Origin of the sequence: Pedobacter sp. KBW06 (genome assembly GCF_003852525.1) — a bacterium.
In the GTDB taxonomy this organism is placed as follows: domain Bacteria; phylum Bacteroidota; class Bacteroidia; order Sphingobacteriales; family Sphingobacteriaceae; genus Pedobacter.
In genome coordinates this window covers 1,767,661-1,792,378 of sequence record NZ_QAJL01000003.1, presented here as the reverse complement: position 1 = coordinate 1,792,378, position 24,718 = coordinate 1,767,661, and the positions used below count along the sequence as shown (strand labels likewise).

Below are 24,718 nucleotides of genomic sequence, written 5' to 3'. Positions count from 1 at the left end.
TACGCTGAATAACAAATAAAATGAAGACAAGTATAAAAATATTCATTCTTGCAACAGGCCTGTTTGGTCTGAGCTCTTGTGAAAAATTTCTGGATGTAAATGATAATCCCAATGCACCGATAAACGAAAACCTGTTGTTGAGCGCGAAGTTGCCCGCCGCTTTAATTAGCACCGTTAATCAGGAAACCGGACAGATGAACCAGCTCGCCGCTTTATGGGCAGGTTATTGGGGCACAACAAGTGAAGCTACCAATCAGTTCTTTAAAGAAAAGACGTATAATGGGGTGGCCATCCGTGGAACGAGAGATGGGATCCAGATTTGGGAAGGTAGTTATAACACCTTATTGTATTACCAGCTGATAAAGGAACAGGCACAAAAGGAAGGCGCGCTTTTTTATTCCGGGATTGCCAAAATTATGCAGGCCTGGCATTTTTTACACCTGGTGGACCTTTATAATAATGTTCCTTTTGAAGAGGCTTTGCTGGGAACCCAGTTTCTGACACCTAAATATGAGAACGGCAAAACTGTATATGAAAAATCACTGCAGCTCATTACTGAGGGAGTTAACGACATTAAATCGGCTTCTTCATTGGACGCTCCGGGGAAAGCCGATGTGATTTTTGAAGGAAACAGGCAACTGTGGGCAAAATTTGGAAATACCCTGAAATTAAGGGCACTGCTTCGCCAGAGTGAAACAGGTAATGATGCCTATATTTCGGCAGAAATTGCCAGGATTAACCAGGAAGGAAGCGGCTTTTTAGGGCTGGGAGAAAATGCTTATGCTAAACCCGGATATCTGAATTCAAAAGATAAAATGAACCCTTTTTGGGAAGTGAATTACCGGAATGCGGGCGGACAAACGACGAACCATATCAGTTTGCGCCCCACAGCCTATATTATAGATCAATATACCACACTTAAGGATCCACGACTGGCAACTTTATATACGAGTGTAAACGGTACTTATAAAGGTGTACTTTTTGGTAATCCAAATGTAGATGCACAATATAGTGCCGCGAACACTTCTGCTTTTAAAGGCCCTGTTGAGAATGGGGGTAAAGCATCCGGACTTTTCAAAAGTTTCGACCAGCCATCGGTCCTGCTGGCTTCCTTTGAAAGTTTATTTATCCAGGCAGAAGCTGCTTTACGCGGTTGGATTCCAGGTGTTCCAAAAACATTTTACGAGCAGGGAATTGCGGAGTCTTTTAAATATATGGAAGTGGCTGCATCAAACTTTGCAGCCTATAATCAACAGAGCAGTGTGAGCCTGGATGCCGCCCCTGATAAATTAAAAAGAATCATAGAACAGAAATGGCTGGCTTTAAACAGCATCAGTAGTCTGGAAGCCTGGAGCGATTACAGAAGATTAGGTTTTCCTGAAATTCCCAATTCCCTGCTTGCCCCTTCGGTTACGGCAAGGCCATTGAGATTGATGTATCCTGAATCTGAACGCCAAACCAATGCGCAACAAACTGGTTTGCAGGGTAATGATGAAGTCACCGAAAGTAAAATCTGGTGGGATAAATAAGTTAAAGAACGATAAATAATTCCCCGGGTATTTAGACTAGTTCTTAATGCTTGGGGAATTATGCTAAATTTGAAAAAAACACAAGGCCTAAATGAAACAGTCAACACCAAAATCTGCCTGGCAGATTACGCGTAAACTTTTTAATGACATTCACTTATGGCTGGGATTAGCCAGCGGAATTATTGTCATTGTAGTTTGTCTCAGCGGAACACTTTATGTATTTAATACGGAAATTAAAGAAATGGCAACCCCTGAGTTGTATAAAGTAGAACGTACAGCGGGAGCAGTAGCTTTGCCTGTTGAAGAACTCATCGGAAAAGTGAAAGCCAATACAGGTGGAAAAGTTGTTTCTGTAAAAATCCCTTCAGATCCGAACCGGACTTATCAGTTCATGGTTAAAATGAAAGAGGAGAAAAAAGAAGGAGAAGCAGCGAAGACACCGGCTAAAGAAGAGAAAGATAAAGGAGAGAAAGGGAAAGCAGGAAAAGACAAACCTGCAGAAGGGAAGCGCCCTTCAGCTTTTGCAGTGAATCCATACACCGGAGAAGTAATTGGCAATATTTCTGAAACAAAAAGTGCAGCAGCTTCTTTCATGAAGACGATGTTTAGCCTTCACAGATGGCTGCTCTTAGATAAGATTGAAAAGCCCATTTTCGGAGAATTGGAAAACAGAAAGTTAGGGAGTTATATTTCCGGTGCTGCAACGATCCTTTTTACACTTGGGGTCATCACAGGAATGGTCATCTGGTTTCCGCAGAGATTGAAATCCTGGAAACAGGGATTAAAGGTTAAATGGACCGGAAGCTGGAAAAGAACCAATCACGACCTGCACAATAGTCTGGGTTTTTATGCTTGCATCTTTTTATTTCTGATGGGCATTACAGGACCTCAATGGTCTTTCCCCTGGTACCGGGAAGCCTTGCGTAAAACATTAGGTACTTATCAGCCGGAAGGCTTTGAGCCACCAAAAGATCCTGTTTCAGTCATTAAAGCAGGAACATCCGGCGCCCCTCTTAACTTAGCCGATTATATTAAAAAAGCAGATGCAGTTTTACCCTACTCCGGAGATTACAGCATTAGCCTGCCTAAAGATTCCAGTTCTGCAATTGCCATCACAAAAAATAAAGTCGGCTTTTTTGCACCTTCAGCGGGAGATAAATTGCTGTTGGACCAATACACTGCTGGCGTACTTAAGATAGACGTATTTAAAGATAAACCATTTAATGAGCGCATCTCTGGCTCAATTAAGGCATTACACCTAGGGGATGTCTACGGTATGTTTACAAAAATCATTTATTTTCTCGCCTGTCTGATTGCCACAAGTTTACCCATTACCGGAACTTTGATCTGGTTGAACAAGATGAAGAAAAAGAATAAAAAAGTAAAACAGAAACCTGCTATGCAGCTTTCGGCTTAAACTTATCCCGGTAATCTTTAGGAGTCATTCCGGAGTTTTTCTTAAAAAGCTGCCGGAATGTCTTTAAGTCATTGTAACCGGAATGGAGCATGATCTCTAAAATGCTGAAATTGGTTTGCTCCAACAGCTTTTTAGCAGCCTCTATTCTGGTTTTCTGCAAATATTCGATCAGCGTATTTCCGGTAGCTTGTTTAAAACGACGCACAATATTACGCCTGCTGGATGGAATTTGCTGTAAGATATCCTCAATAGTGACCGCTTCTTTATAAGCATTTTCAATGCAAAGCTGTGTTTTAACGACCAGCTCATCTCCATGATCTTTGGCCGGATGAAAAGTTCCGAAATAACTTTGCTGCTCCCTGTTCATATCGATCGCAAAAATTTTTGCAATATGAATGGCCAGGTCACGGTTACAGTAATTGTGAATGAGTGTTAGCATTAAATGAAAACTACTCGTGGCGCCACCACTGGTATAGATTCCTTTGTCAATGGTAACCACCTTATCCGGTTTAAAGTAAACATCCGGAAAGCTAGAGGAGAAAGCCTGACTGGCATTGACGTGAGTTGTGGCGCTTTTTCCATTTAAAAGTCCGCTGGCAGCCAGTAAAAACGCTCCTGTGCAAAAACTAGCGAGTTCTGCACCCTTTTTATATTGTTGTTGCATCCAGGGTAAAAACTCCAGATTGTTGTGGATAGAAGAATTGAGGTCGCTTCCATCAAATGCTGGAATTAGAACCAGGTCTTGTTGTCCGGATTCGTTTAAGGAAAGAGAGGAATACTTTTCAAAAGAAGCGCCCTCATAAGCTGAACTTCCGTTACGGATCAGATTGATCTTGAAGAAAGGGGCCTCTCCATTATTTTTATAATAACTGTTAACTGTATCGAACACATCCAGGATTGCTGCGACACTAAGTAAACGGTATTTGTTGGTTAATAATAAGCCTACCTGTATCATAACGTTATATGTTTATAGAATGCAAATTAAGAAAATTTGTCTCAAATACCCCTCTCTTCTCTATTTTTAATCAATCGTAATCCCTTGTTGATCTGCGGACTAGGCCTGGGCTTTTGTTTTTTGCTTCTTTTTTCTTCCCCACCAAATGATAAAGCCGGTGATGGGTAAACTTGCAGCAATCAGGCTGGCAAAAAATGCCATGATCTTGCCGGGCAGTCCGGCGATTGCCCCAATATGGATGTCATAATTCATTCGGGAAATCCGGTCGGCCAGGCTTGTATCCGACAGCTTTCCAAAAATGTGATCTACTGGAATTTCCTTCAATGTATATTGGTCATAGTAGAGATAATCGGCTTTCCAATAGGTCTCTGTATCCGGGTTAACGGCTACTTCAATGGCCAATTTATCATTCTCCGGTACATGGACTTCTATTCCTCCTGTATAGCCGGGAAGCCCTGCCATTGTTCTTGCCCATAAAAGATCAATTGCCGGCTGTTTGTGAATCCCGGGTTTTATCGTTGTGGTATCTGAGTAGGTTTCTTTAAAAGGTTTCATGCTTTCTCCACCAGAAGAAATCCAGTATACTGAACCAGCAAACCATTGAAAGCCCATGACCAATCCGGAGACCGCAATAAAGATCAGGATCCAGGTCATGTAAAAGCCGAGTACATTGTGTAAATCATAATTGACTCTTTTCCATTTGGCATTTAGTTTTATAGAAAACCGCTTCTTGCTGGCAGCTTTGTTTTTAGGCCACCATAAGATCAAACCGGAAAGCAGGAGGAAGAGGAACATTAAAGTGGCGCTGGCCAATACAGGTTGTCCCACATTCGGTGGAAGCCATAAGTAATAATGTCCCATAATGACAATTCTGAAAAAGTCGTCATCCATGTTTTTTACTTTTAGAACTTCTCCGGTATAAGGATTTAAGAATACAATCCAGTAATATTCAGGATCTGCAGCATAATAAACAACCTGAGCAGATTTACCAACCTGATAACCGATGCTGTGCGCGTGTTTTCCAGGTACCTGTTGGTCTGCAATCTGTTTTAGCCTGGAAGGGGGGAGCAGCGCTGATTTTTGTACCCGGGTAAAGCGATAATCTTGTGCGAGGTCTTCTATCTCACGCTCAAATGCCAGTATGCATCCTGTAATGCCTAAGAAGCATACAAAAATTCCGGAAACCAATCCCAGCCACAGGTGTATTTGTCCGATCCAGTATTTGAACCTGTTTTTGTTTTTATTCAAAGGGTTTGAATTTGGTTGCTTCTATTTGGATTAAATCCAGTTAGTTACAAAGAAAGCAACTCCGCTCTTATCCACAAAATAAATTGGAATAATTCTGCCGGTCTGAAATGGGATTTTTTCAACAGGCTAAGAAGGGGGGAGGCTATATTTTATAAGTCGTATCCCTTTTCTCTTCGGATAAGACCAGGAAGCTTTGCACACTTCCTACATTGGGTAATTTAGACAATTGGCCGCGTAGAAAATCATTATACCCTTTCATATCCGGAGATACAATCTTTAGGATGAAGTCGAAATTTCCAGTGATGTAATAACATTCTCTGACATCCTCAAAAAGAACAACTTCTCTTTGGAAAGCACTCAAAGCCTCCTCAGAATGGTCATTCATTTGAATATGTGTATAAGAAATGATGCTGTTACTGCTCTTTTGCAAATCTACCAATGCGGTATATCCTTTAATATAGCCATTTTGCTCGAGCCATTTTACCCGTTCAAAAATTGGGGAAACACTTTTTCTCAATCGTCTTGCCAACTCCTTGTGAGTCATTCTGGCATCCTCCTGTAACAGGCGTAAAATTCCAAGATGTGTAGGATCTAATTTAGACATTGCTCTGAGAATGAATTTCTGACTTAGTGTATCTTTTTATAACGTTATTCCTGTCAAATATAGTATTATTTATTTTTTATGAAACATTTTGTCCCTTGTGCATTAAGGATAGTGTACTTAATACCTTAACTCGCTAAAAAATAGGATAGTAGGGAAATTATATTTTGCCTGATGGATAGATAATAAATAACTACCAAAAATTGTATGGTTTAAAGTAGTCAAAACAGAAAAATTTGCTGAATGTAGTGGAAAAATTAGATATCTGTTTTGGCCTTCCGAACTTTGGAGCAATCAACTGCAACTAATGACAACAATTATCAAACACAATTTCGGAGCCGGGCCTTGTATCTTACCTGCTAAAGTTTTAGATGAGGCAGCAGATGCTGTCAGGAATTTCAATGGCATTGGCTTGAGTATTCTGGAAATCTCGCACCGTACTCCGGAATTCGAATCGGTCATGAAAGAAACTGAGGATTTAGTAAAAGAATTGCTGGAAGTACCCGATGGCTACAGCATTCTCTTTTTGCAGGGAGGAGCAAGTACTCAGTTTTCAATGCTTGCGATGAACTTTCTTCATCAGGACAAAAAAGCAGCATATCTGGATTGCGGATATTTCTCTCAAAAAGCAATTAAAGAAGCTTTATTGTTTGGCGGTGTTGATATTGTAGCCTCTTCAAAAGATAAAGGATATAACTACATCCCTCTTGGATATGAAATCCCGGAAGATGCCGCCTACTTTCATTATACTTCTAACAATACAATTGAGGGAACTGAAATGTTCAGCTTTCCGCCAACTACTGTTCCCGTGATTTGTGACATGTCATCAGATATCTTTAGCAGAAGGGTAAATGTTGCAGATTTTGAACTGATTTACGCAGGGGCACAAAAAAATATGGGACCGGCAGGAATGACCCTGGTGGTGGTAAAAGATAGCTTGCTGGAAAAAATACAACGTCAGGTTCCATCCATGTCCGATTACCGCATTTATAGAGACAATGGTTCTCTTTTTAATACACCTCCGGTATTCTCCATCTATGTGGCGATGTTAAATCTAAGGTGGCTAAAGGAAAAAGGGGGCGTATCACAGATTGAAACGGAGAATATTGCGAAAGCAATATTACTATATCACGAAATTGACCGTAACCCATTGTTCTATGGCCTTGCTGATCCGGACCATAGGTCAAGAATGAACGTAACCTTTAAAATGAAGAATCCGGCTCAGGAGCAGGAATTCCTTGACTTCGCCGCTGCAAGAGGAGTGGTAGGTGTGAAAGGATACCGTTCGGTGGGTGGCTTCAGGGCGTCCTTATATAATGCACTGCCAATTTCAAGTGTGGAAGTTCTGGTAAACTGCATGAATGATTTTGAAAAAGAAAATAAAGAAATAGAACTAGCACAAAGTGAATCTGTATGAGACAATTAAAGATCGCGCAATCCATTACCAACAGAGATACAGATTCCATTGATAAATACCTCACAGATATTGGAAGGATCGACCTTCTGAGCATCGATGAGGAATTGAGCCTGGCTAAAAGGATAAAAAAAGGAGATACTGTGGCATTGGATAAATTGGTGAAAACCAATTTACGTTTTGTCGTTTCAGTCGCAAAAAAATATCAGAACAGGGGTCTTCAGCTGGCCGACCTCATCAGCGAAGGAAATCTGGGGCTCATTAAAGCAGCGCACCGTTTTGACGATACCAAAGGTTTCAAGTTTATCTCTTTTGCTGTTTGGTGGATCCGCCAAAGTATCATGCAGGCCCTTGCCGATCAGAAAAGAATGATCAGGCTTCCTGGAAACCAGGTGCTGGGAATTATTAAAATTAACAAGGCCGCCGACCTGTTAGAGCAAAAGCTGGAAAGGTTGCCTACTTATGAAGAGCTTTCTGTAGCTACTGAACTTTCTCAGGAAAAAGTAGCAGATTATTTGTCCAGCGCGCCCCTGTCTTATTCTCTGGATATGACCACCAACGAAGAAAGTGGTTTTACCCTCATGGATACCCTGGCCAACGACAATGTTCCCAATACCGATGCATTAATGATGACGGAGTCATTGAGTGAAGACCTCAACCGGACGTTGGGCGTGCTGCCGGAGCGGGAAAAATGGATCATTACCCTTTTCTTTGGTCTGGATAACCACACTGCATTAACATTGGATGATATGGTGGAAGTATTCAACCTGAGCAAAGAAAGAATCCGACAGTTAAAAGACAGAGCCTTGAAAACCCTGAGACAGAATTGCAGAACCCCATACCTGGCAGAATATTTCTAATAAATTACCTGCGCTTCGCTTTTTCTTTTAGTGCCGATAAATCTTTAAGTTCCACTTTGCGGAAATCTATAGGTTGTCCTTCGCTTTGCAGGGCGATGTAACCACTACTGAGTAGCTTACCATCTATTTTCATTTTTGGGTCATAGCCGTTTGCCACTCCTCCTCCAATCTGAGGTTTTGAATATTGCAATACCGTATCTCCATTAATGATATGGGTAATGAGAGAATCGCCAAGAACGATCAGCTCTGCACGTACCCATTGATCGCCATCATAGGTTTTTGAACTGGAATTAAGACAATGAGCGTCGGCGAGCTTGCCCTGATAAACTACATTTGTCCCTGGTGAACACATATTTCCTGTTGGTCTTGGTTTTCCATCTCCTAAACCACCCAGGAATTGCATTTCCACAGATATCGGCCAGTCTTGCTCTTTAAGCATCGTCCTTGGGTCCTGGGAATGAAACATCACACCGCTATTTCGCAGGGTATAAGATGGGGCTCCCTTTTGAAGTTCGCCTACGAAACGATATTCCACCACGAGGTGATAATAGGAGTAAGGGACTTTATAATATAAATGACCGAACTGATCATTGAAATCACCGTATTGATCGTACCTCACTTTGACCATGCCATCTTCTACGCGAAAAGTATTGCCGAAATTCTCATCTATCCCATGGTGATGAATTTTTACAAACCAATCTTTAATGTCTTTTTTGTTGAAAAGGGAAATCCATCTATCCTGGTCAGTCTTAGCTTCCTGAGACTGGCGTTTTGTCGTACTACAGCCAAAAAAAATAATGCAGCAAAGGATTGGGGCTAATAAGTTTGTTTTCATGATTCAGTTCACAGCGGTGTTTGGTTGATCACAAAATACAAAAAAAAGAGGATATCCATGGTTGGACATCCTCTTAGGCTATAGTTCTTAACGAGGTGTTTAGACCTTATTTATGTTTTGCTGGTGCTTTTGGAGCTGCAACAGGAGCAGTTTTTGCTGCTTCAACTGGTTTAGTTGCTTCTGCTTTTTTTACTTCAGCTTTTTTAGTTGCTTTTACTTTATGAGCTACAGGTTTTGCAGTAGCAGCTGGAGTTTGTGCGAATGCGCCGAAAGTTGTTGCAACTAATGCTAACGCTAAAATTGTTCTTTTCATGTTTTTTAATATTTAATGTGATTTGTTAGATCAAAGTTGCATATCAAACATGAAGATTTCATGAAGATGAAAGAGGGACTAATCTTTTTCGGGAAAAATAATGATTACCCGTGTTCCCTTCCCTTTTTCCGACTCAATTTCGATTTCAATGTCATGGAAAGAAGCAATACTCCGGACAATAGAAAGCCCCAGACCATGACTGTCTTCCTTTTCCGACTGGAACTTTTCAAACCGTTGAAAAGCATGCTGAACCTCATTGAGGTCCATTCCCTGACCGGTATCTTCTATGATGAGTTCATAATGCTTGTCTACGTAGGTGTCGTAAATGCTTACGCTTCCGGAAGGTAAATTATACTTAATTGCATTATTGACCACGTTCATCAATAAGGTGTTGAATAAGGAACGGTTCCCCGTAAAATGATGATCTTCGGATAAGTTAATTGTAAATTTCAAATCCATCATCATTAAACGGTGTTCCAGTTCTTCATAAACTTCATGAACCAACTCCCTGATAAAAATACTGTCTGGTTTCTTGTATTGGTTGTTTTCTACTTTTGAGATGAGCAACAGGCTGTTAATGATCGATTTGAGTCTGTTTAATGTTTTTAAACAGGCAAAGACCTTATTTTCCCCTTCAGGGCTTAATTTTTCATCATTCAGCAGATTTTCCAAACGGGTATTCAGAATAGAAATGGGGGTGAGCAGCTCATGGGAAACATTGGCGATGAACTCTTTTTCAGTAATGAACAGGTCCGCAATTTTATTCATCAGAATACTAATGCTCTGGTCTAAGATCTTAAAATCTTCCGTTGTCGTTTTTACAGGCTCATAATTGAAACTGATGGGATCATTCACCTTATTGAGTTTCTGATCAATGATCTGATAAAAAGGTGCGAGTAAAAATTTACTGAAAGCAAGGTCTGTCAGTAAGGTCAGAATTACTGCTGCAAGGAGAATGAGAAAGGTAAATACGGAAATGGTATGCTCCAGCTGGCCTACGGTAGACATCGTTTCTCCCAGCTCCAGCAAATATCGTCTGCCTCCATATTTAAACTCGGCACTGAGGATCTGGTATTCTTCCTGGCTGTCCTCAATCTCCCTGGTTTCCTGACTGAAATAATGCTTCAGTTTTGAAGTATCGCTGTTTTTTACTTCTTTCAGAATGATGTACTCTTCTTTTAGAAGGTTGTAGTCTGTAAAGGTCTTTTGCTGAGTTAACAGGTCGTTTATCTTTACACTGGAAAGATTGGTAATGAGTTTGTTCTTTTTCTGAATCAGCCGCTGATGGATGTGATTTACAGAAATCCTGTTAATGGAAACCAGGATTAAGATGCCCATCATTGTGATGATCGCAACTTTGGTCAGCGTATTATATAAGGCCAGTTTTAGTTGCAGTTTCATCATCGATCTTTATTTGCCGGAATTTATTCTGTAGCCAATACTTCTGACGGTCTCAAACCATTCAATAGGGGCGTGGCCTGAGAGTTTTTTGCGTAAGTTTTTAACATGAACATCTACAAAATTGGAGTCGGAATTGATTTCCAGGATATCACCCCAAACATGCTCCGTCAGGTTGATTCTTGAGATCACACGGTCCTTATTCAATACCAGGTAATTGAAAATCTCAAATTCTTTACCGGTAAGGCTGATTTTTTGCCCTTCAAAACTCACCTTATGGTTTTTAATATCCAGAATGAAGTTATGGATGTTTACTTCATTCATTTCCAGTTTGTGTTTTCTCCGGATGATGGCATGCATGCGTGCCAGCAGTTCTGTTAAAGAAAAAGGCTTGGGCAGGTAATCATCAGCCCCGGCTTCCAGTCCTTTAATCCGGTCTTCCACATCGCCTCTGGCAGTAAGAATAATCACGGCATCTTCCCGGTCTTTAAGTTGTTTGAGCTGATGCAGGAGTTCAAACCCATCTCCTCCGGGCAAGCCGAGGTCAAGCAAGATAAAGTCGTAAGTATTCACAAATATTTTCTCTTCAGCTGAGGACTTCTTCCAGGCATGTTCTATAGTATAACCTTCTTTACCAAGGAATTCTGCAATCTCCAGCCCTAAGTTTTTTTCATCTTCAACGATCAGGATATTCATGCGTTCAATATTACGTAAAAAATTATTTAATCAGGAGAACCAAAATGCTGATCCATAAAAAAAGGGGATTCCTGTTCAGAAATCCCCTTTTTTGTGATTTGGAAAAGACTATTTCCAGCCTCCGCCTAAGGCCCTGTAAAGATTAACTACAGATTGTAGTTTTTGTAGTTTATCATTCACTCCACTCAATTGAGCGGCTAAAAGACTTTGTTCTGAAGTCAATACATCAGTATAATTTGTAGCAGAGCTATACCTTAGTAATTCCTGAGTATAGTTTACTGATTTTTCCAATGCTGCAATTTGTTTTGCCCTCGCTTCTTCCTTTTCAACTGCTGTCTGATAAGTATACAAGGCATTGGATACTTCCTGTCCGGCCACCAATAAGGTTTTTTGGAAAGTATTTAAAGCTTGTTCCTGAGCAGATTTAGCCGTAACAAGTCTTTGTTTATTTAGGCCCTTGTTAAAGATCGGTTGTGTTAGACCACCAACCAGGTTGTAAAAGATAGACTTGCTAAAGAAATCCTTGATATCCAGACTTGATAATCCTCCTGCTGCCGTGATGGTCAAAGAAGGGTAGAAGTAAGTACGGGCAAGGTTGGTGTTTTCAAAGGCTGCTCTGAAAGCAAATTCAGCCCCCTGAACATCAGGCCTGTTTTCCAGTAATTGCGTAGGGACGCCAATTTTGACATCCGGACTCAAACTTTGATCTGCCAGTTTGCTGCGGCTGATAGGTCCCGGAGCTCTTGATAATAAAATGTTAAGCGCATTTTCCGTTTCTCTGATCGTTCTTTTCAAATCAGGAATGGTTACCTCTGTCGCATAACGGCTGGCCTCACTTTGAACCACTGCAGCGCCATTGACTACGGCACCTTCTTTCAAAGTTTTCATGGTTTCTACACCTGCAATCCTGCTCTTTAAAGTCTCCTGAGTAATTTCCAGTTGTCTGTCTAAAGCAAGCAGGTTATAATAGTTGTTGGCAATGTCAGCGATCAATTGTGTTTGAATTGCACGTTTGGCTGCATCAGTCCTGAAATAAGCTGCTAAAGCAGATCTTTTAGTGCTGCTCAGCTTGCCCCAGATGTCCGCTTCCCAGCTGGTACTCAGCTGCGCTTTGTAAGTGGTGGTCAGGGTATTGATGTTAATTCCCGGAGGAAAGTTTAAACCTGCTTCAGATTGCTTTGACCTGGTTACATTGGCATCCAATGTTAAAGATGGAAGAAAAGCGGCCTTACTTTGTTGTAAGGTGGCCTGCGCCTGTACAATATTTTGCAGGGCATTTTTCAAATCCAGGTTCTGGTCAAGACCTTCCTGGATCAATCCTGATAATAAAGGATCAGCAAAAAGGGTTTTCCATGGCGTATTCGCCATGGTAGTGGTATCTGTAGCTGTCTGCTCACGGAACAAACCGGCTGTTTTCAGCGAAGGGTTCTCGTAAGTCTTGGTCACCTTGCAGGATGCAAATACTGTAGCTGCAATTGCCAGGGTGAAAAGCTGTTTTTTATATGTCTGAATCATTGTCTTTCTCTGATATATGAACTTAAATCACTGGGAGCTTTTTCGCTAAAGCCGGGTCGATTGGATTTGGATCATCGTCATCGTGCTTTTTCAAATGCGGAGGACCACTCACTTTTTCCTGTAAAGTCTGGAAGATAATGAACAATACAGGGATCACGAATACCCCTAGAATTGTTCCGATGAGCATCCCACCCACAGCACCAGTACCAATAGATTTATTACCTACAGCACCTGCTCCGGTAGCGATCATCAATGGCGCCAATCCGAAGATGAAGGCGAAGGAAGTCATTAGAATCGGCCTCAAACGGGCAACTGCTCCTTCCACTGCAGATTGTACAATTGGCAGGCCGTGGCGTCTGCGCTCTAAAGCAAACTCCACTATCAAAATTCCGTTCTTGGCCAATAGACCAATGAGCATGATGAGAGAGATCTGCAGGTAAATACTGTTGTTCAAGCCAAATATAATCGAGAAGATGTAGGCACCTGCTAAACCGAATGGTACTGAAAGCAACACGGCAAATGGCAGAATATAACTCTCATATTGCGCACTTAACAGGAAGTAAACGAATACCAGACATAAGATAAAGATAAATGCAGTCTGACTACCAGAAGCAAGCTCTTCCCTGGTCAGACCAGAAAAGTCATAACCATAGCCTGCAGGTAAAGATTCTGCTGCAACTTCCTGAATCGCTTTGATGGCATCTCCTGAACTGTAACCCGGATTTGGTGCTCCCGTGATCGCAATGGAACTGAAAAGGTTAAACCTGGTGATCGACTCCGGACCATATACCCTTGTTAAGTGGATAAATTCGGTAATCGGTGCCATCGCCCCTTTACTGTTCCTGACAAAGATCTTATTCAATCCTTCCGGATTTTTACGATAATTCGCGTCTGCCTGAATCATCACGCGGTATTGCTTTCCAAACTGGTTAAAGTTCGAAGCATACAATCCACCATAATAACCTTGTAAAGTATTCAGTACAGAGTTTACAGTAATTCCTGCTTCTTTACATTTCTCCAGGTTAATGTCCAGCATGTATTGTGGGAAATTAGGATTGAAGGAAGTCTGTGCATATTGAATCTCCTTACGTTTTGACAATGCGGCAAGGAAGTCGGTGTTTACTTTAAATAACTCCTGAATGCTGTGCCCGCCTTTATCCTGAAGCTGGAACTCAAACCCTCCACTCTGTCCGAATCCCTGAATAGTAGGAGGAGCGATAAAGAAGATCTTTGCATCACGTATTCCTGAGGTCTTGGCGAAAAGTTCCCCGATAACCTGGTCCACACTCCGGTCACGATCGGACCATGTTTTTAGCTTCAAAATTACCATACTATAGGCACTACCCTGGCCTGCAGTAAAGTTCTGTCCTACAATTCTCAAGGTATTTTTAACCTCAGGAATGGATTTTGCAAGACTATCTACATATTTGGTCACGACTTCAGATCTTTCCATCGATGCGGATGGAGGTAAACTGATGTTGGCGAAAATCGTTCCCTGATCTTCCGAAGGAACGAAAGAGGAAGGCGTAGTTTTCATCATATACCCCAGGGCAATTCCAAAAAAGGCAATCGAGGCAATGATCATCCATTTCTTTACAGAAAAGAATTGAATGGAACGTTTGTATTTACTGGTTACATTGTCAAATGCAACGTTAAAAGCGGTGTAAAAACGTTGGATAAAACTACTGTGTTTATGGTCATCTGCATGTGGTTTTAATAAAATCGCACATAAGGCCGGACTTAAAGTCAAGGCATTGATTGCAGATAAAATAATCGCTACAGCAAGGGTAAGTCCGAATTGCTTGTAGAATACCCCGGTTGATCCGGTGATAAAAGTTACCGGAATAAATACCGCAGCCATCACCAATGTAATGGAAATAATCGCACCGGAGATCTCGCCCATGGCATCCACCGTTGCTTTCCTGGCCGATTTATAGCCCTGGTCTAACTTGGCATGGACCGCTTCGACGACCACAATCGCATCATCGACCACAATACCAATCGCGAGGACGAGCGCAAATAGCGTCAGTAAGTTAATGGTAAACCCAAATAAATTCAGGAAGAAGAATGTACCCACAATGGCCACCGGAACTGAAATCGCCGGGATTAATGTAGAACGGAAATCCTGAAGGAAGATAAATACCACGATAAATACGAGAATAAAGGCCTCCACAAGGGTATGGATTACCTTTTCAATAGAAGCATCTAAGTTCTCGTTCACATCCACCAGGTAGATGTGTTTAATTCCTTTAGGGAAATCTTTAGCCGCAGCATCAAGGATCTTTTTAGACTGATTGATAACGTCCCTTGCATTTGATCCGGGAGTCTGGCTCACCGCGAAGGCTACTGATGGTAAACCGTTGGTTACAATGTTGGATGAATATGTCAGTGAACCCAATTCTACGCGGGCAACATCTTTAAGTCTCAGCAATTGTCCATTTCCGGCAGATTTAACAATAATATTTTCAAACTCACTGGCTTTTGTCAGCCTTCCTTTAAACTTGATTACATATTGAAACGATTCGTTGCCGTTCTCTCCGAATTTACCCGGTGCCGCTTCAATGTTCTGTTCGGCTAATGCGGCAGAAATATCAGCAGGGATCAGGCTATATTGTGCCATTACATCCGGCTTCAGCCAGATTCTCATTGAGTAATCCTTTGAACCGAAAACGTTTACGTTACCAACACCTGTTACCCTTTGAATCTGAGGTACAAGATTGATTTTTATATAATTCTGAAGAAATGTCTGGTCGTAAGCTTTGTTGTCACTGTTTAGGGAAACAATCAAAAGGTTACTACTCTGACTCTTCGTCACCGTAACCCCGGCTTGTGTAACTTCCTGAGGGAGTAAGCTCGTTGCTCTGGAAACCCTGTTCTGTACGTTTACTGCTGCTAAATCTGGATCAGTACCTACCTTGAAAAAGATGTTGATACTTGCTGATCCTTCATTCGTTGCGGTAGAGGTCATGTAAGTCATATTCTCTACCCCGTTGATCTGCTCTTCCAGAGGAATAATTACACTTTTTAGTACAACGTCTGCGTTTGCTCCAGTGTATGAAGCAGAAACCTGAACCGTAGGAGGCGCAATATCAGGATATTGTGAAATGGGCAACGCAAGTAACCCTAAAAGTCCCAGTATGACGATGATCACGGAGATCACGGTCGACAGCACTGGGCGCTGTATAAATTGCTTAAACATATCTGCTTCTTATTTTAGGTCAGCGTAAACACTTTCTGCGCTTGCCGCAGTTGCTTTGATTGGTGTGCCATCTTTAAGTGTAGCTACGCCTTCAAGGACAATCCTGTCGCCTGCTTTTAATCCATCTTGAATGACATAGAAATTACCTGCTGTGTTTTGTAATACAGTGATGGCCACACCTCTGGTTTTACCATCTTTGTCTACAACCACTGCAAAACGTTTGTCCTGTAATTCGTAAGTCGCACTTTGAGGGATCAATAAACCTTCTTTGATTTCATTAGGAATTCTTACCGTTGCACTTGCCCCACTGCGGATGAGTCCTTTAGGATTAGGGAACGTTGCACGTACGTTCGCAGATCCTGTTGCGGTATTGATTTGTCCTGTGATGGTTTGAATGCGCCCTTTCAGTTCATATAAAGTGCCGTCAGAAAGCAGTAGGGAGACCTCAGGTAACTTTGCCAGCTTCTGCGCCAGGCTGCTGCCTTCGCCTTCTTTAGAGAAGTTCAGCAATAGCTTTTCATTAAATGCAAAGTAAGCGTATACATTCCCGATGCTGGATACGGTGGTTAAAGGTTCGGCGTTATTGCCGCTTACCAAACTTCCCAAACGGAAAGGAATCGCACCAACAACTCCGTTTACCGGGCTGGTTACTGAAGTATAGCCAAGATTTGTTCTGGCATTGGAAAGGGCCGCCTTAGCTTGTGCCAATGCAGCGACTTTTGCCTGATAGGTATATTGAGCAGATTCCAACTCGTATTTGCTGACGATATCTTTCTCTACCAACGGCTTTACTTTATTTACCGCCATATTCGCGGAACTTACTTCTGCCTCCGCACTTTTAATACTCGCAGTAGCAGTGCGTACTTCCTGCTCATATTGAGGAGCGTTGATTTTAAAGAGCAGTTGTCCTTTCTTGACTACAGAACCTTCATCGACGTAAATCTTCTCTACATACCCATCTACTCTAGGTCTGATTTCTATATTTTCCTGTCCCTGAACGCTGGCTGGATAATCTGTATTCAATACCGCTACGCGGGGTTGAAGTTCTAATACTTTAAATTCTTTAACCTGATCGCCAGGAGCGCCACCTTTTTGAGGGGCACCACCTCCGCAAGAACTAAGGATCAGGACTGCCGGAAGTAATAATAGTAATTGAATTGAATGTTTCATTGTTATGGATATTGGAGGGTTTGCTTTTTTTATCGGAAAATGGTTTCAAAAATTAATTCTTTTCTTTCTTCCATCAGTTTTGCGTATTCGTCATCATTCATGCCAAAAAGAGCTTGATGCAATGGAGCTGTAATCAGGGGGTATGCCATTAGGGCAAAAAGATTCATAATGAATTGCTTAGGTTCCATTTGCCGGACGTTTCCCTGGTCCATTTCTGCCTGTATTTCAGCAAGAAAAATCTTTACTTCTTTTGCCCTTGATTTCTTGGCAGTAAACACTACATGCCTGTTCATTTCCGTGATGATGAAAAGCTGGCGGTAAGGATATTTCGTGGTCTCATCAATAAATACATGAATCAGGTTCCTGATTTTCTCTTTGAAAGGCATGCTGGATCTGAATACTTCATCCAATGTACTGGAGAAACCTTCCTGAGCCTCAGTAAATACCTGATCGAAGAGAATGTCGCGGGAGCGGAAATAATAATTTACCAGCGTACGGTTTACTCCTGCAGCATCTGCAATTTCCTGGGTGGTGGCGTGTAATTTGCCCTCCGCAAAAAATAGATGCTTGGCGGTATCTTTAATTAATTGTTCTGTACCTGTATCTCGGGTAGACATAGACTTTTGAGTTTAACAAAATTGTTAAACAAAAGTATCAATCGTATTTTTTACTTAAAACATTGAAATGTAATGTTTAGCTGAGCAGCCCTTTTGTAACTGAATATTGACAAAAATACAACGATGAAAGGCTTGTATAGGAAAAAGAAAATAGCAGAAATGGTAAAATTTACTGAATACATTAAAATGTAATGAATAAGTAAACCTTTCTGCCTAAGCGTCTTATGTAGAAAAAGAAGTAGTTATTCGGGAGAAATACTTACTCAGGAAAATGGAGTTTTACCTGTTCAATCGCAAAATCAAGTTGTTCCTGCTCTGTAATTTCCGTATTGTCTAAGATGACCGCGTCTTCTGCTCTGGTTAGCGGACTCTCTGCACGGGTCGTATCTAAATAATCACGGTGCGCAATGTTTTCAAAAACATCTTCCATAGTGGTTGTCGTATCTCCCTTGCTTTGCAATTCTTTGAAACGACGTTCTGCACGAACCTTTGGGTCTGCTGTCATGAAGAATTTAATCTGCGCATCCGGGAATACAGTAGTGCCGATATCACGACCATCCATGACAATGTTTTTTGATTTTCCCATGCGTTGTTGCTGCTTCACCATGTCTTTGCGGACAAACTTGTTTGCGGCAACTTCACTTACATTTTCAGAAACCGGCATTTGCCTGATTTCATCTGAAACTTCTTCTCCGTTTAAAGTGATATGCGATTGGTAATCTCTGGAATGAAAGTTTAATTCAATATGCTGAAGTGCATCTTTGACTACCTCAGGATCATTCATGTCAACGTGATTGCGAATGAAGTAAAGCGTTACTGCGCGATACATCGCACCGCTGTCTATATAAATAAAACCGAGTTTCTTTGCTAATGCCTTCGCCAATGTACTCTTTCCACAAGATGAATAACCATCTATAGCTACAACCAGGTTTTTTCTCATATAGGGCAAAGGTAATATTTTATGGAATTGTTTTAAATCATTTTTTATTTGTCCCCGGTTTTCTTTATTACTTTTGCAGCTATGTTACCTGTTAAAGAAGATCTCGTTAAAGTAGTGACCTTTAAAACATCACGCAGTGGTGGAAAAGGCGGCCAAAATGTAAATAAGGTTTCCAGTAAAGTGGAGTTAATCCTCCATATTGATTCTTCCGGCATTTTTACGGAAGAAGAGCGTTTACTTTTACATGAGCGGCTTGCCCATCGTTTGGATCAGGAAGGAAACCTGCATATCGTGTCGCAGGAAGATAGAAGCCAGCTGATGAATAAAGAACGCACGATCCTTAAATTGATCGCCCTGCTCAAATCAGCCTTGCACATTCAGAAAAAAAGAAAGCCTACGAAAACTCCTAAATCGGTAATTAGAAAAAGACTGGCAGATAAACAGTCTGTATCTGCAAAAAAGGAATTCCGTAAACGTCCTTCTCTCGACTAAATCATATAATGGTTAATTGAACCTGTAAAACATACTGATCGTGCCATATTGATGGGCTTTGGCACTGCTCTTTACTTCTTTGGTTTTAAACAACATACCGAAATCAAAGGTAAAGCGCTGACTGCTGTAATTAAATCCCAGCTGCTGTGCAAAAACCACTGGTTTTACCCCAAAAGTTACCGGACTTTTATCGTTAAACATATTCCCTTGTATTGTAGCGTCATAAGCCACAAAGTTAAGCTGCGGTTTGGCGTAGAAGAATAATTCACTATTCACTAATCCTTTGGTCTTTGAATTGTTTCCGATCATCGAATTGGTATAGGCTGCGTTAAAAAGTTGGTTAATCCGGCCAGCCCTGAATAAAATGCCTGCACCGGCACCACTAAAGGTGGTTCCTACATTTGCATAGCCCTCAAAGGAGAAATCTGCGGCCTTGCTGTCAAGACGGTGTAGTAAGCGCGTGTATTTTGCGGAAAGATTGACTTGCATTTCTTCCTTGATCTGATAGTCCCAACCTTCAAGCTTATAGAAGCCAACAGTATTGTGCAGGAGTTCCTGTCCCTTTTCTGCCAGGGATGCCGGACCCGTTACACCAATTTGAACGCTGGTTTTTAAAATACTTTCATTCTTATAAAACCAGTTCATAGCTCCTTCTGCGTATAAATACCCTGCAAAAGGACGGTCCTGCTTTGCCGGGTCTGGTGCTGAACCTGAATAAGGATTGTACATCTTTTGACCAAGGGTAATTTCATAAGTTTTCTTTTCCAGCTTTTCGTTAAGCTTTTGCTGATCTAAAGCGTGACGGAAATTAATAAACAGACCATTGGTATAGTATTTATCCGAGCCCTGAAGTAAATAGGAATCGTTATCGCTGCTAAAGCCAAACTCGTTTTTAAAGGTTTGTGCATCAGCTGTATTTACAGCAAGCAGATAGATCAGGGAGAAGGGGAGAAGTACTTTACTTAATGCTTTCATTATTATTTTTCTAAAAAAAAACTCCGGCAGATTTGCCGGAGTTGAATATCGTATTTTTATTCTTAAAAAGTATAGCCAAGACTTAGACCACCGTAATAAGGTAAAAAGAAATCTTTGCTGAACACAGGACTTAAACCTATACGGAAGGCAAAACCACTGTCTTCCGGTTGAACCCGGTAGAAGAAACTCATTGTTCCAACAACGTTACTCTCGTTCTTATTGAAAAGTATCTCAGCGTTACCGCTCGTAGAAATATACGTTGCACCAAGCCCCAGTTCGAAGAATTTGTTTCCTTTTCCCAGCAGGTAGTTTAAGGAAAGCGGAACAGTAGTCACTTTGTCCCCATCAACGGAAAAATAACCAATACCAGCTCTACCGCCTAAACCATCTCTCTTATTGAAAAAACGGGAGTCATAGTTCGCTGTGAAAGTTAAACCCTGACCACCAAGTTCAATGAATATGTTCTGTGCCCTTGCGGCAACAGGAGCAGGTGTAGTGCTTTGTTGTGCAAAAAGGGATTGTACACTTAGTCCCGTTAACAGCAGACTAAAAACTAATGTTAATTTTCTCATTTTTGTTTGTTTGGTGGCGCAATATTAAGAAAAATCAACCTAGTTTGCAATCGGCTTAATTTTTACACTAAGGTCCTGTGCATTTTTCACTTTTTCCTTTGTTAAGGCCAGCTCAATCACTTCCTTCATTTCAGAAACATAATGGAAGTTTAAATCTTTGATATAGCTTTCCTTGATCTCCAGAATATCCTTTCTATTGGATTTACATAAAATGATGTCTTTAATGTTGGCACGTTTTGCCGCCAGAATTTTCTCTTTAATTCCTCCTACAGGTAGCACTTTTCCCCTTAAAGTGATCTCGCCCGTCATCGCCAGGTTTGATTTTACTTTACGTTGGGTGAAAGCAGAAGTCAATGCGGTTAGCATTGTTATCCCTGCAGATGGACCATCTTTTGGCGTTGCTCCTGCCGGAACGTGCACATGGATATCCCAATTGTCAAACAAAGCATAATCGATGTTAAACAAGTCTGCATGAGCACGGAGATAAGCCAGTGCAATAACTGCCGACTCTTTCATCACTTCGCCCAGGTTTCCCGTCAGGGTTAACTTGCCTTTACCGGGACTTAAGCTCGCTTCAATGAACAGAATGTCACCACCTACCTGTGTCCAGGCAAGTCCTGTAACTACACCGGCAACTTCATTTCCTTCATAAAGGTCTTTGTCGTAAATCGGCGCCCCTAAAATGCGTTCCACATCTTCAATGGTCAGGTTAGGTTCATAGCTTTCTTCCATGGCAATCTTAGTGGCCACACCGCGTACTAATGAACCTATCTTTTTTTCTAAACCACGAACACCAGATTCTCTGGTGTAATCTTCAATCACTTTCTCAATTAAAGCGCTTTTCAGATTGATGTCTTTTGTTTTGATCCCATGTTGTTCCTTTTGCTTAGGCATCAGGTATTTCTTTGCGATCTCAATTTTTTCCTCTATCGTATAACCGTTCACTTCAATGATCTCCATACGGTCTAACAATGCCGGCTGGATGCTGCTCAGTGAGTTTGCTGTCGCAATAAAAAGCACATTGGAAAGGTCATAATCTGCTTCTACATAATGGTCATTAAAGGCGCTGTTTTGTTCAGGGTCTAAAACTTCCAGCAATGCAGAAGAAGGGTCCCCTCTAAAGTCAGAACCTACTTTATCAATCTCATCAAGTACAAATACCGGGTTAGCTGCTCCTGCCTTTTTAATAGACTGAATAATACGCCCTGGCATTGCACCAATATATGTTTTTCTATGGCCGCGGATTTCAGCTTCATCTCTGATACCTCCTAATGCCATCCGTACATATTTACGGTTCAGTGCTTTTGCGATAGATTTTCCCAATGAAGTTTTACCAACTCCCGGAGGGCCCACCAGACAAATGATAGGTGCCTTCATGTCACGTTTCAGCTTCAGCACAGCCAGGTATTCGATAATACGCTGCTTCACTTTCTCTAAGCCAAAATGATCCTTATCTAATACGCGCTGAGCACGTTTCAGATCGAAATTGTCTTTGGTGAAATCATTCCATGGAAGGTCTAATAAGAGTTCCAGGTAATTGATCTGTACCGAATAATCAGGCGCAGCGGGGTTCATTCTTCCCAGTTTATCCAGTTCCTTGTTGAAATGCTCTTTTACGGGATCCGACCATTTTTTCTTCTTGGCACGAATCTGTAAAGCTTCATATTCCAGATCTGATGAATTTCCGCCCAGTTCTTCCTGAATCGTTTTCAATTGCTGATTCAGAAAATAATCACGTTGTTGTTTATCGAGGTCTGTGCGAACTTTAGATTGAATCTGATTCTTTAACTCCAGCATTTGAAGCTCTAAGGTCAGAAGTTCCATGACCATCATTGCACGCTCGCGCTGATTGGTCATTTCCAGCATTTTTTGCTTATCAGAAACATCTGCATTCATATTTGAAGAGATGAAATTGATCAGGAACGAAGTGCTTTCAATGTTCTTCAGTGCGATTCCTGCTTCACTTGGAATATTCGGTGATAACTGAATGATCTGAGAAGACATTTCCTTGATCGAGGCTACCATCGCTTTAAATTCTTTATCTGCCTTATGTTTACCTTCCTCAAATTTGCTGATGGTCACTTTAATATAAGGTTCAGACTGAACTTCTTCAATTAAACGGAAACGCTGTTTTCCCTGAATGATCACGGTAGTGTTTCCGTCCGGCATCTGCAGCATCTTGATGATGTGGGCCACAGTACCCACACTATTCAATTGCTCAAACGTAGGATCTTCAATGGAAACATCACGCTGAGAAACAACACCAATGATCTTATCACCTTTGTATGCTTCTTTTATAAGTTTTATGGATTTATCCCTGCCAACAGTAATCGGAATGACAACGCCCGGAAATAGCACGGTATTCCTTAATGGAAGAATAGCTAGTATCTCAGGAGTCTCTTCATTATTCATTTCATCTTCGTCTTGTTGAGACATCAAGGGAAAGAACTCTGTATCTTCATTTATGATGGGTAGTGCATTGCTAAAATCAAAATGATCTTGTTTACTCATTTAAGTAAGTCTTTCTAAAATAAAAACGACAATCTGACAGCATGTCGTTTACGAAATTATTAATTATATTGAACTATCCATATTTTCAACTCTTGTGCCAAAACAGTGATACCTTCTTTTCCCTGTTAAAAAGTCAGGGCTATTTCCTTTATAACTTAAAAACAGGTCTGATTGTCCGCTGTTTCTTTGGATAAAAAAACAATAATTTCTCCCCTTATCATATTTTCATTTATTTAGCGTTTAAGAGGAATATTTGTAAATGGTATGATAGTTGCCTACAAATATCTTTATCCCAATACTCCCGATAAATACGTTTTGTAGATTTTATTAGGGTATTGAACTAAATCTAAATATATTTATTTTTTTTAAATAAAACTTAATGAACTATTCCAAGCAAATCATCTTATTATTATTATTATTTGTCTTTTCTACTCAATTGAGCATCGCTCAAAGCAGCGGTTATGATAAATTGGGTATGGATGCCATGATGAAACGCGATTTTAAAGGTGCGGTAGGACAATTAGAAAAGGCGGATACAAAAAACCCGAATAATCCAATAGTATTGAAAATGTTAGGGTATTCTTATTTCCAGTGTGGTGATTTTGAAAATTCTATTGCAACTTACAGCCGCTTAATTGCCTTGAAACCCTCAGATAATTCTGCCTATTACTATAGGGGTAAGGCCAGGTTAAACGTAGCCAATGACCCTAAAGAATCTTTAAATCAAATCAGGGAGAGCTTTTACATTTCTGCAATTAAGGATTTTACTAAAGGAATTGAGATTAACGGGGAAGAAGATACCCAATTGTTGCAGAACAGGGCATTGGCCTATAAGGATTATGGAATCTATAAATCTTATAAGATCAAGAAATCCACTGAAAAGGCTGCTGTAGTCGCTTTATTTAACAATTCAATTGCCGATTTTCAAAAGGTATTGGTTGTCCAGCCTTTACGTAAAGACATCATTTCTTTAATCGATTATGTCAAAGCACAGATCTCCAGCTTAAAATAAAGAAATTCTGGCATCAGATAAAAAAGGGTTGCTTTTGNNCAAAAGCAACCCTTTTTTATTTATGCTTCCTCGAAGATTTCTACAAACTTTGAGCGGCTCAACGGTTTGGTGAGGAAATCTGTGACCACAGGAATCCCCTGCGAACGTTCCAGTTCTGAAGGAGAGATGGAAGACGATACGATGTAAATGGCGATCTTCTTGCTCATCAGGGGGGCCAGCTGTTGGTACTTGTCCAGAAATCCCCAGCCGTCTAATACCGGCATATTAAGATCCAAAAATATAATGTCAGGCAATAGTCCAGGCTGATTTGCACTCAGCTCTAGGTCTAATAAAGCTTTTTGCCCGTCTTCGAAGACGGTGAGGTCGGTATTTAGATTGGCAACCTGTAATGTTTTTCTGGTCAAAAAAACGAATATAGAATCGTCATCTATCAGATAAAATCTTTTCAT

The 24,718-nt window shown here is 41.0% G+C and carries 22 protein-coding genes; 6 read left to right on the top strand and 16 right to left on the bottom strand.

Annotated features, from left to right (window positions below; all coding sequences use genetic code 11):
* Positions 1-20 precede the first annotated feature (20 nt).
* Entirely contained in the window at positions 21-1,529 is a 1,509-nt protein-coding gene (locus tag DBR43_RS22180; RefSeq protein WP_124584789.1) for a SusD/RagB family nutrient-binding outer membrane lipoprotein, read from the top strand.
* Between the two features lie 91 nt (positions 1,530-1,620).
* Positions 1,621-2,946 (top strand): PepSY-associated TM helix domain-containing protein, encoded by a 1,326-nt coding sequence (locus tag DBR43_RS22175; RefSeq protein ID WP_124584787.1) that lies wholly within the window; start codon positions 1,621-1,623, stop codon positions 2,944-2,946.
* Here DBR43_RS22175 and DBR43_RS22170 read toward each other — a convergent pair.
* The 3 genes from DBR43_RS22170 to DBR43_RS22160 form a co-directional block, all read right to left on the bottom strand.
* Complete coding sequence (locus DBR43_RS22170; RefSeq protein ID WP_124584785.1) at positions 2,927-3,901, bottom strand: GlxA family transcriptional regulator; 975 nt, start codon at positions 3,899-3,901, stop codon at positions 2,927-2,929. The genes DBR43_RS22175 and DBR43_RS22170 overlap by 20 nt on opposite strands.
* Positions 3,902-4,000: 99 nt before the next feature.
* Positions 4,001-5,149 (bottom strand): PepSY-associated TM helix domain-containing protein, encoded by a 1,149-nt coding sequence (locus DBR43_RS22165; protein ID WP_124584783.1) that lies wholly within the window; start codon positions 5,147-5,149, stop codon positions 4,001-4,003.
* A gap of 142 nt (positions 5,150-5,291) precedes the next feature.
* A complete protein-coding gene (locus tag DBR43_RS22160; protein ID WP_069378149.1) occupies positions 5,292-5,753 on the bottom strand; it encodes an Lrp/AsnC family transcriptional regulator in 462 nt (153 codons plus the stop codon).
* Between the two features lie 304 nt (positions 5,754-6,057).
* Between DBR43_RS22160 and serC the strand changes: the two genes are divergently transcribed.
* Together serC and DBR43_RS22150 are read left to right on the top strand one after the other, a co-directional pair.
* Positions 6,058-7,167: a 3-phosphoserine/phosphohydroxythreonine transaminase gene (serC, locus tag DBR43_RS22155; protein ID WP_233603150.1), complete on the top strand. Its 1,110-nt coding sequence runs from the start codon at positions 6,058-6,060 to the stop codon at positions 7,165-7,167.
* Positions 7,164-8,024, top strand: coding sequence for an RNA polymerase sigma factor RpoD/SigA (locus tag DBR43_RS22150; RefSeq protein WP_074606821.1), 861 nt, complete (start codon positions 7,164-7,166; stop codon positions 8,022-8,024). Before serC ends, DBR43_RS22150 begins: the two co-directional genes overlap by 4 nt.
* Before the next feature lie 4 nt (positions 8,025-8,028).
* On the opposite strand, the gene DBR43_RS22145 is transcribed toward DBR43_RS22150, so the two are convergent.
* The 9 genes from DBR43_RS22145 to cmk form a co-directional block, all read right to left on the bottom strand.
* Positions 8,029-8,859, bottom strand: coding sequence for a DUF1080 domain-containing protein (locus DBR43_RS22145; protein WP_124584781.1), 831 nt, complete (start codon positions 8,857-8,859; stop codon positions 8,029-8,031).
* Positions 8,860-8,965: 106 nt separating this feature from the next.
* Entirely contained in the window at positions 8,966-9,172 is a 207-nt protein-coding gene (locus tag DBR43_RS22140; protein ID WP_124584779.1) for a hypothetical protein, read from the bottom strand.
* A 78-nt stretch (positions 9,173-9,250) separates the two neighbouring features.
* Positions 9,251-10,576 carry a sensor histidine kinase gene (locus DBR43_RS22135; RefSeq protein ID WP_233603149.1) on the bottom strand — a complete coding sequence of 442 codons (1,326 nt, stop codon included), beginning with the start codon at positions 10,574-10,576 and terminating at the stop codon, positions 9,251-9,253.
* 6 nt (positions 10,577-10,582) lie between these two features.
* Positions 10,583-11,266, bottom strand: a complete 684-nt coding sequence (locus tag DBR43_RS22130) for a response regulator transcription factor (protein WP_074606814.1) — start codon at positions 11,264-11,266, stop codon at positions 10,583-10,585.
* 108 nt (positions 11,267-11,374) lie between these two features.
* The gene (locus DBR43_RS22125; protein ID WP_124584777.1) at positions 11,375-12,781 is read right to left on the bottom strand and encodes an efflux transporter outer membrane subunit; all 1,407 of its coding nucleotides are present in this window, start codon (positions 12,779-12,781) and stop codon (positions 11,375-11,377) included.
* A gap of 22 nt (positions 12,782-12,803) precedes the next feature.
* Positions 12,804-15,980, bottom strand: a complete 3,177-nt coding sequence (locus DBR43_RS22120; RefSeq protein ID WP_124584776.1) for an efflux RND transporter permease subunit — start codon at positions 15,978-15,980, stop codon at positions 12,804-12,806.
* 9 nt (positions 15,981-15,989) lie between these two features.
* A complete protein-coding gene (locus tag DBR43_RS22115; protein ID WP_124584773.1) occupies positions 15,990-17,150 on the bottom strand; it encodes an efflux RND transporter periplasmic adaptor subunit in 1,161 nt (386 codons plus the stop codon).
* A gap of 29 nt (positions 17,151-17,179) precedes the next feature.
* Positions 17,180-17,767, bottom strand: coding sequence for a TetR/AcrR family transcriptional regulator (locus DBR43_RS22110; protein ID WP_124584771.1), 588 nt, complete (start codon positions 17,765-17,767; stop codon positions 17,180-17,182).
* A 259-nt stretch (positions 17,768-18,026) separates the two neighbouring features.
* A complete protein-coding gene (cmk, locus tag DBR43_RS22105; protein ID WP_124584769.1) occupies positions 18,027-18,707 on the bottom strand; it encodes a (d)CMP kinase in 681 nt (226 codons plus the stop codon).
* A gap of 81 nt (positions 18,708-18,788) precedes the next feature.
* Here cmk and arfB point away from each other — a divergent pair, with 81 nt between their 5' ends.
* Entirely contained in the window at positions 18,789-19,199 is a 411-nt protein-coding gene (arfB, locus tag DBR43_RS22100) for an alternative ribosome rescue aminoacyl-tRNA hydrolase ArfB (protein ID WP_124584767.1), read from the top strand.
* A gap of 12 nt (positions 19,200-19,211) precedes the next feature.
* Here the strand turns inward: arfB and DBR43_RS22095 are convergent, their stop codons facing one another.
* From DBR43_RS22095 to lon, 3 genes are all read right to left on the bottom strand, one after another.
* Positions 19,212-20,174, bottom strand: coding sequence for a lipid A deacylase LpxR family protein (locus DBR43_RS22095; RefSeq protein WP_124584765.1), 963 nt, complete (start codon positions 20,172-20,174; stop codon positions 19,212-19,214).
* A 62-nt stretch (positions 20,175-20,236) separates the two neighbouring features.
* Positions 20,237-20,746: a hypothetical protein gene (locus DBR43_RS22090; RefSeq protein ID WP_124584763.1), complete on the bottom strand. Its 510-nt coding sequence runs from the start codon at positions 20,744-20,746 to the stop codon at positions 20,237-20,239.
* 39 nt (positions 20,747-20,785) lie between these two features.
* The gene (lon, locus tag DBR43_RS22085; RefSeq protein ID WP_124584761.1) at positions 20,786-23,257 is read right to left on the bottom strand and encodes an endopeptidase La; all 2,472 of its coding nucleotides are present in this window, start codon (positions 23,255-23,257) and stop codon (positions 20,786-20,788) included.
* Between the two features lie 379 nt (positions 23,258-23,636).
* Between lon and DBR43_RS22080 the strand changes: the two genes are divergently transcribed.
* Positions 23,637-24,269, top strand: a complete 633-nt coding sequence (locus DBR43_RS22080; RefSeq protein ID WP_124584759.1) for a tetratricopeptide repeat protein — start codon at positions 23,637-23,639, stop codon at positions 24,267-24,269.
* Between the two features lie 59 nt (positions 24,270-24,328).
* Here DBR43_RS22080 and DBR43_RS22075 read toward each other — a convergent pair whose 3' ends face one another.
* Positions 24,329-24,718, bottom strand: coding sequence for a two-component system response regulator (locus DBR43_RS22075; RefSeq protein WP_124584757.1), 390 nt, complete (start codon positions 24,716-24,718; stop codon positions 24,329-24,331).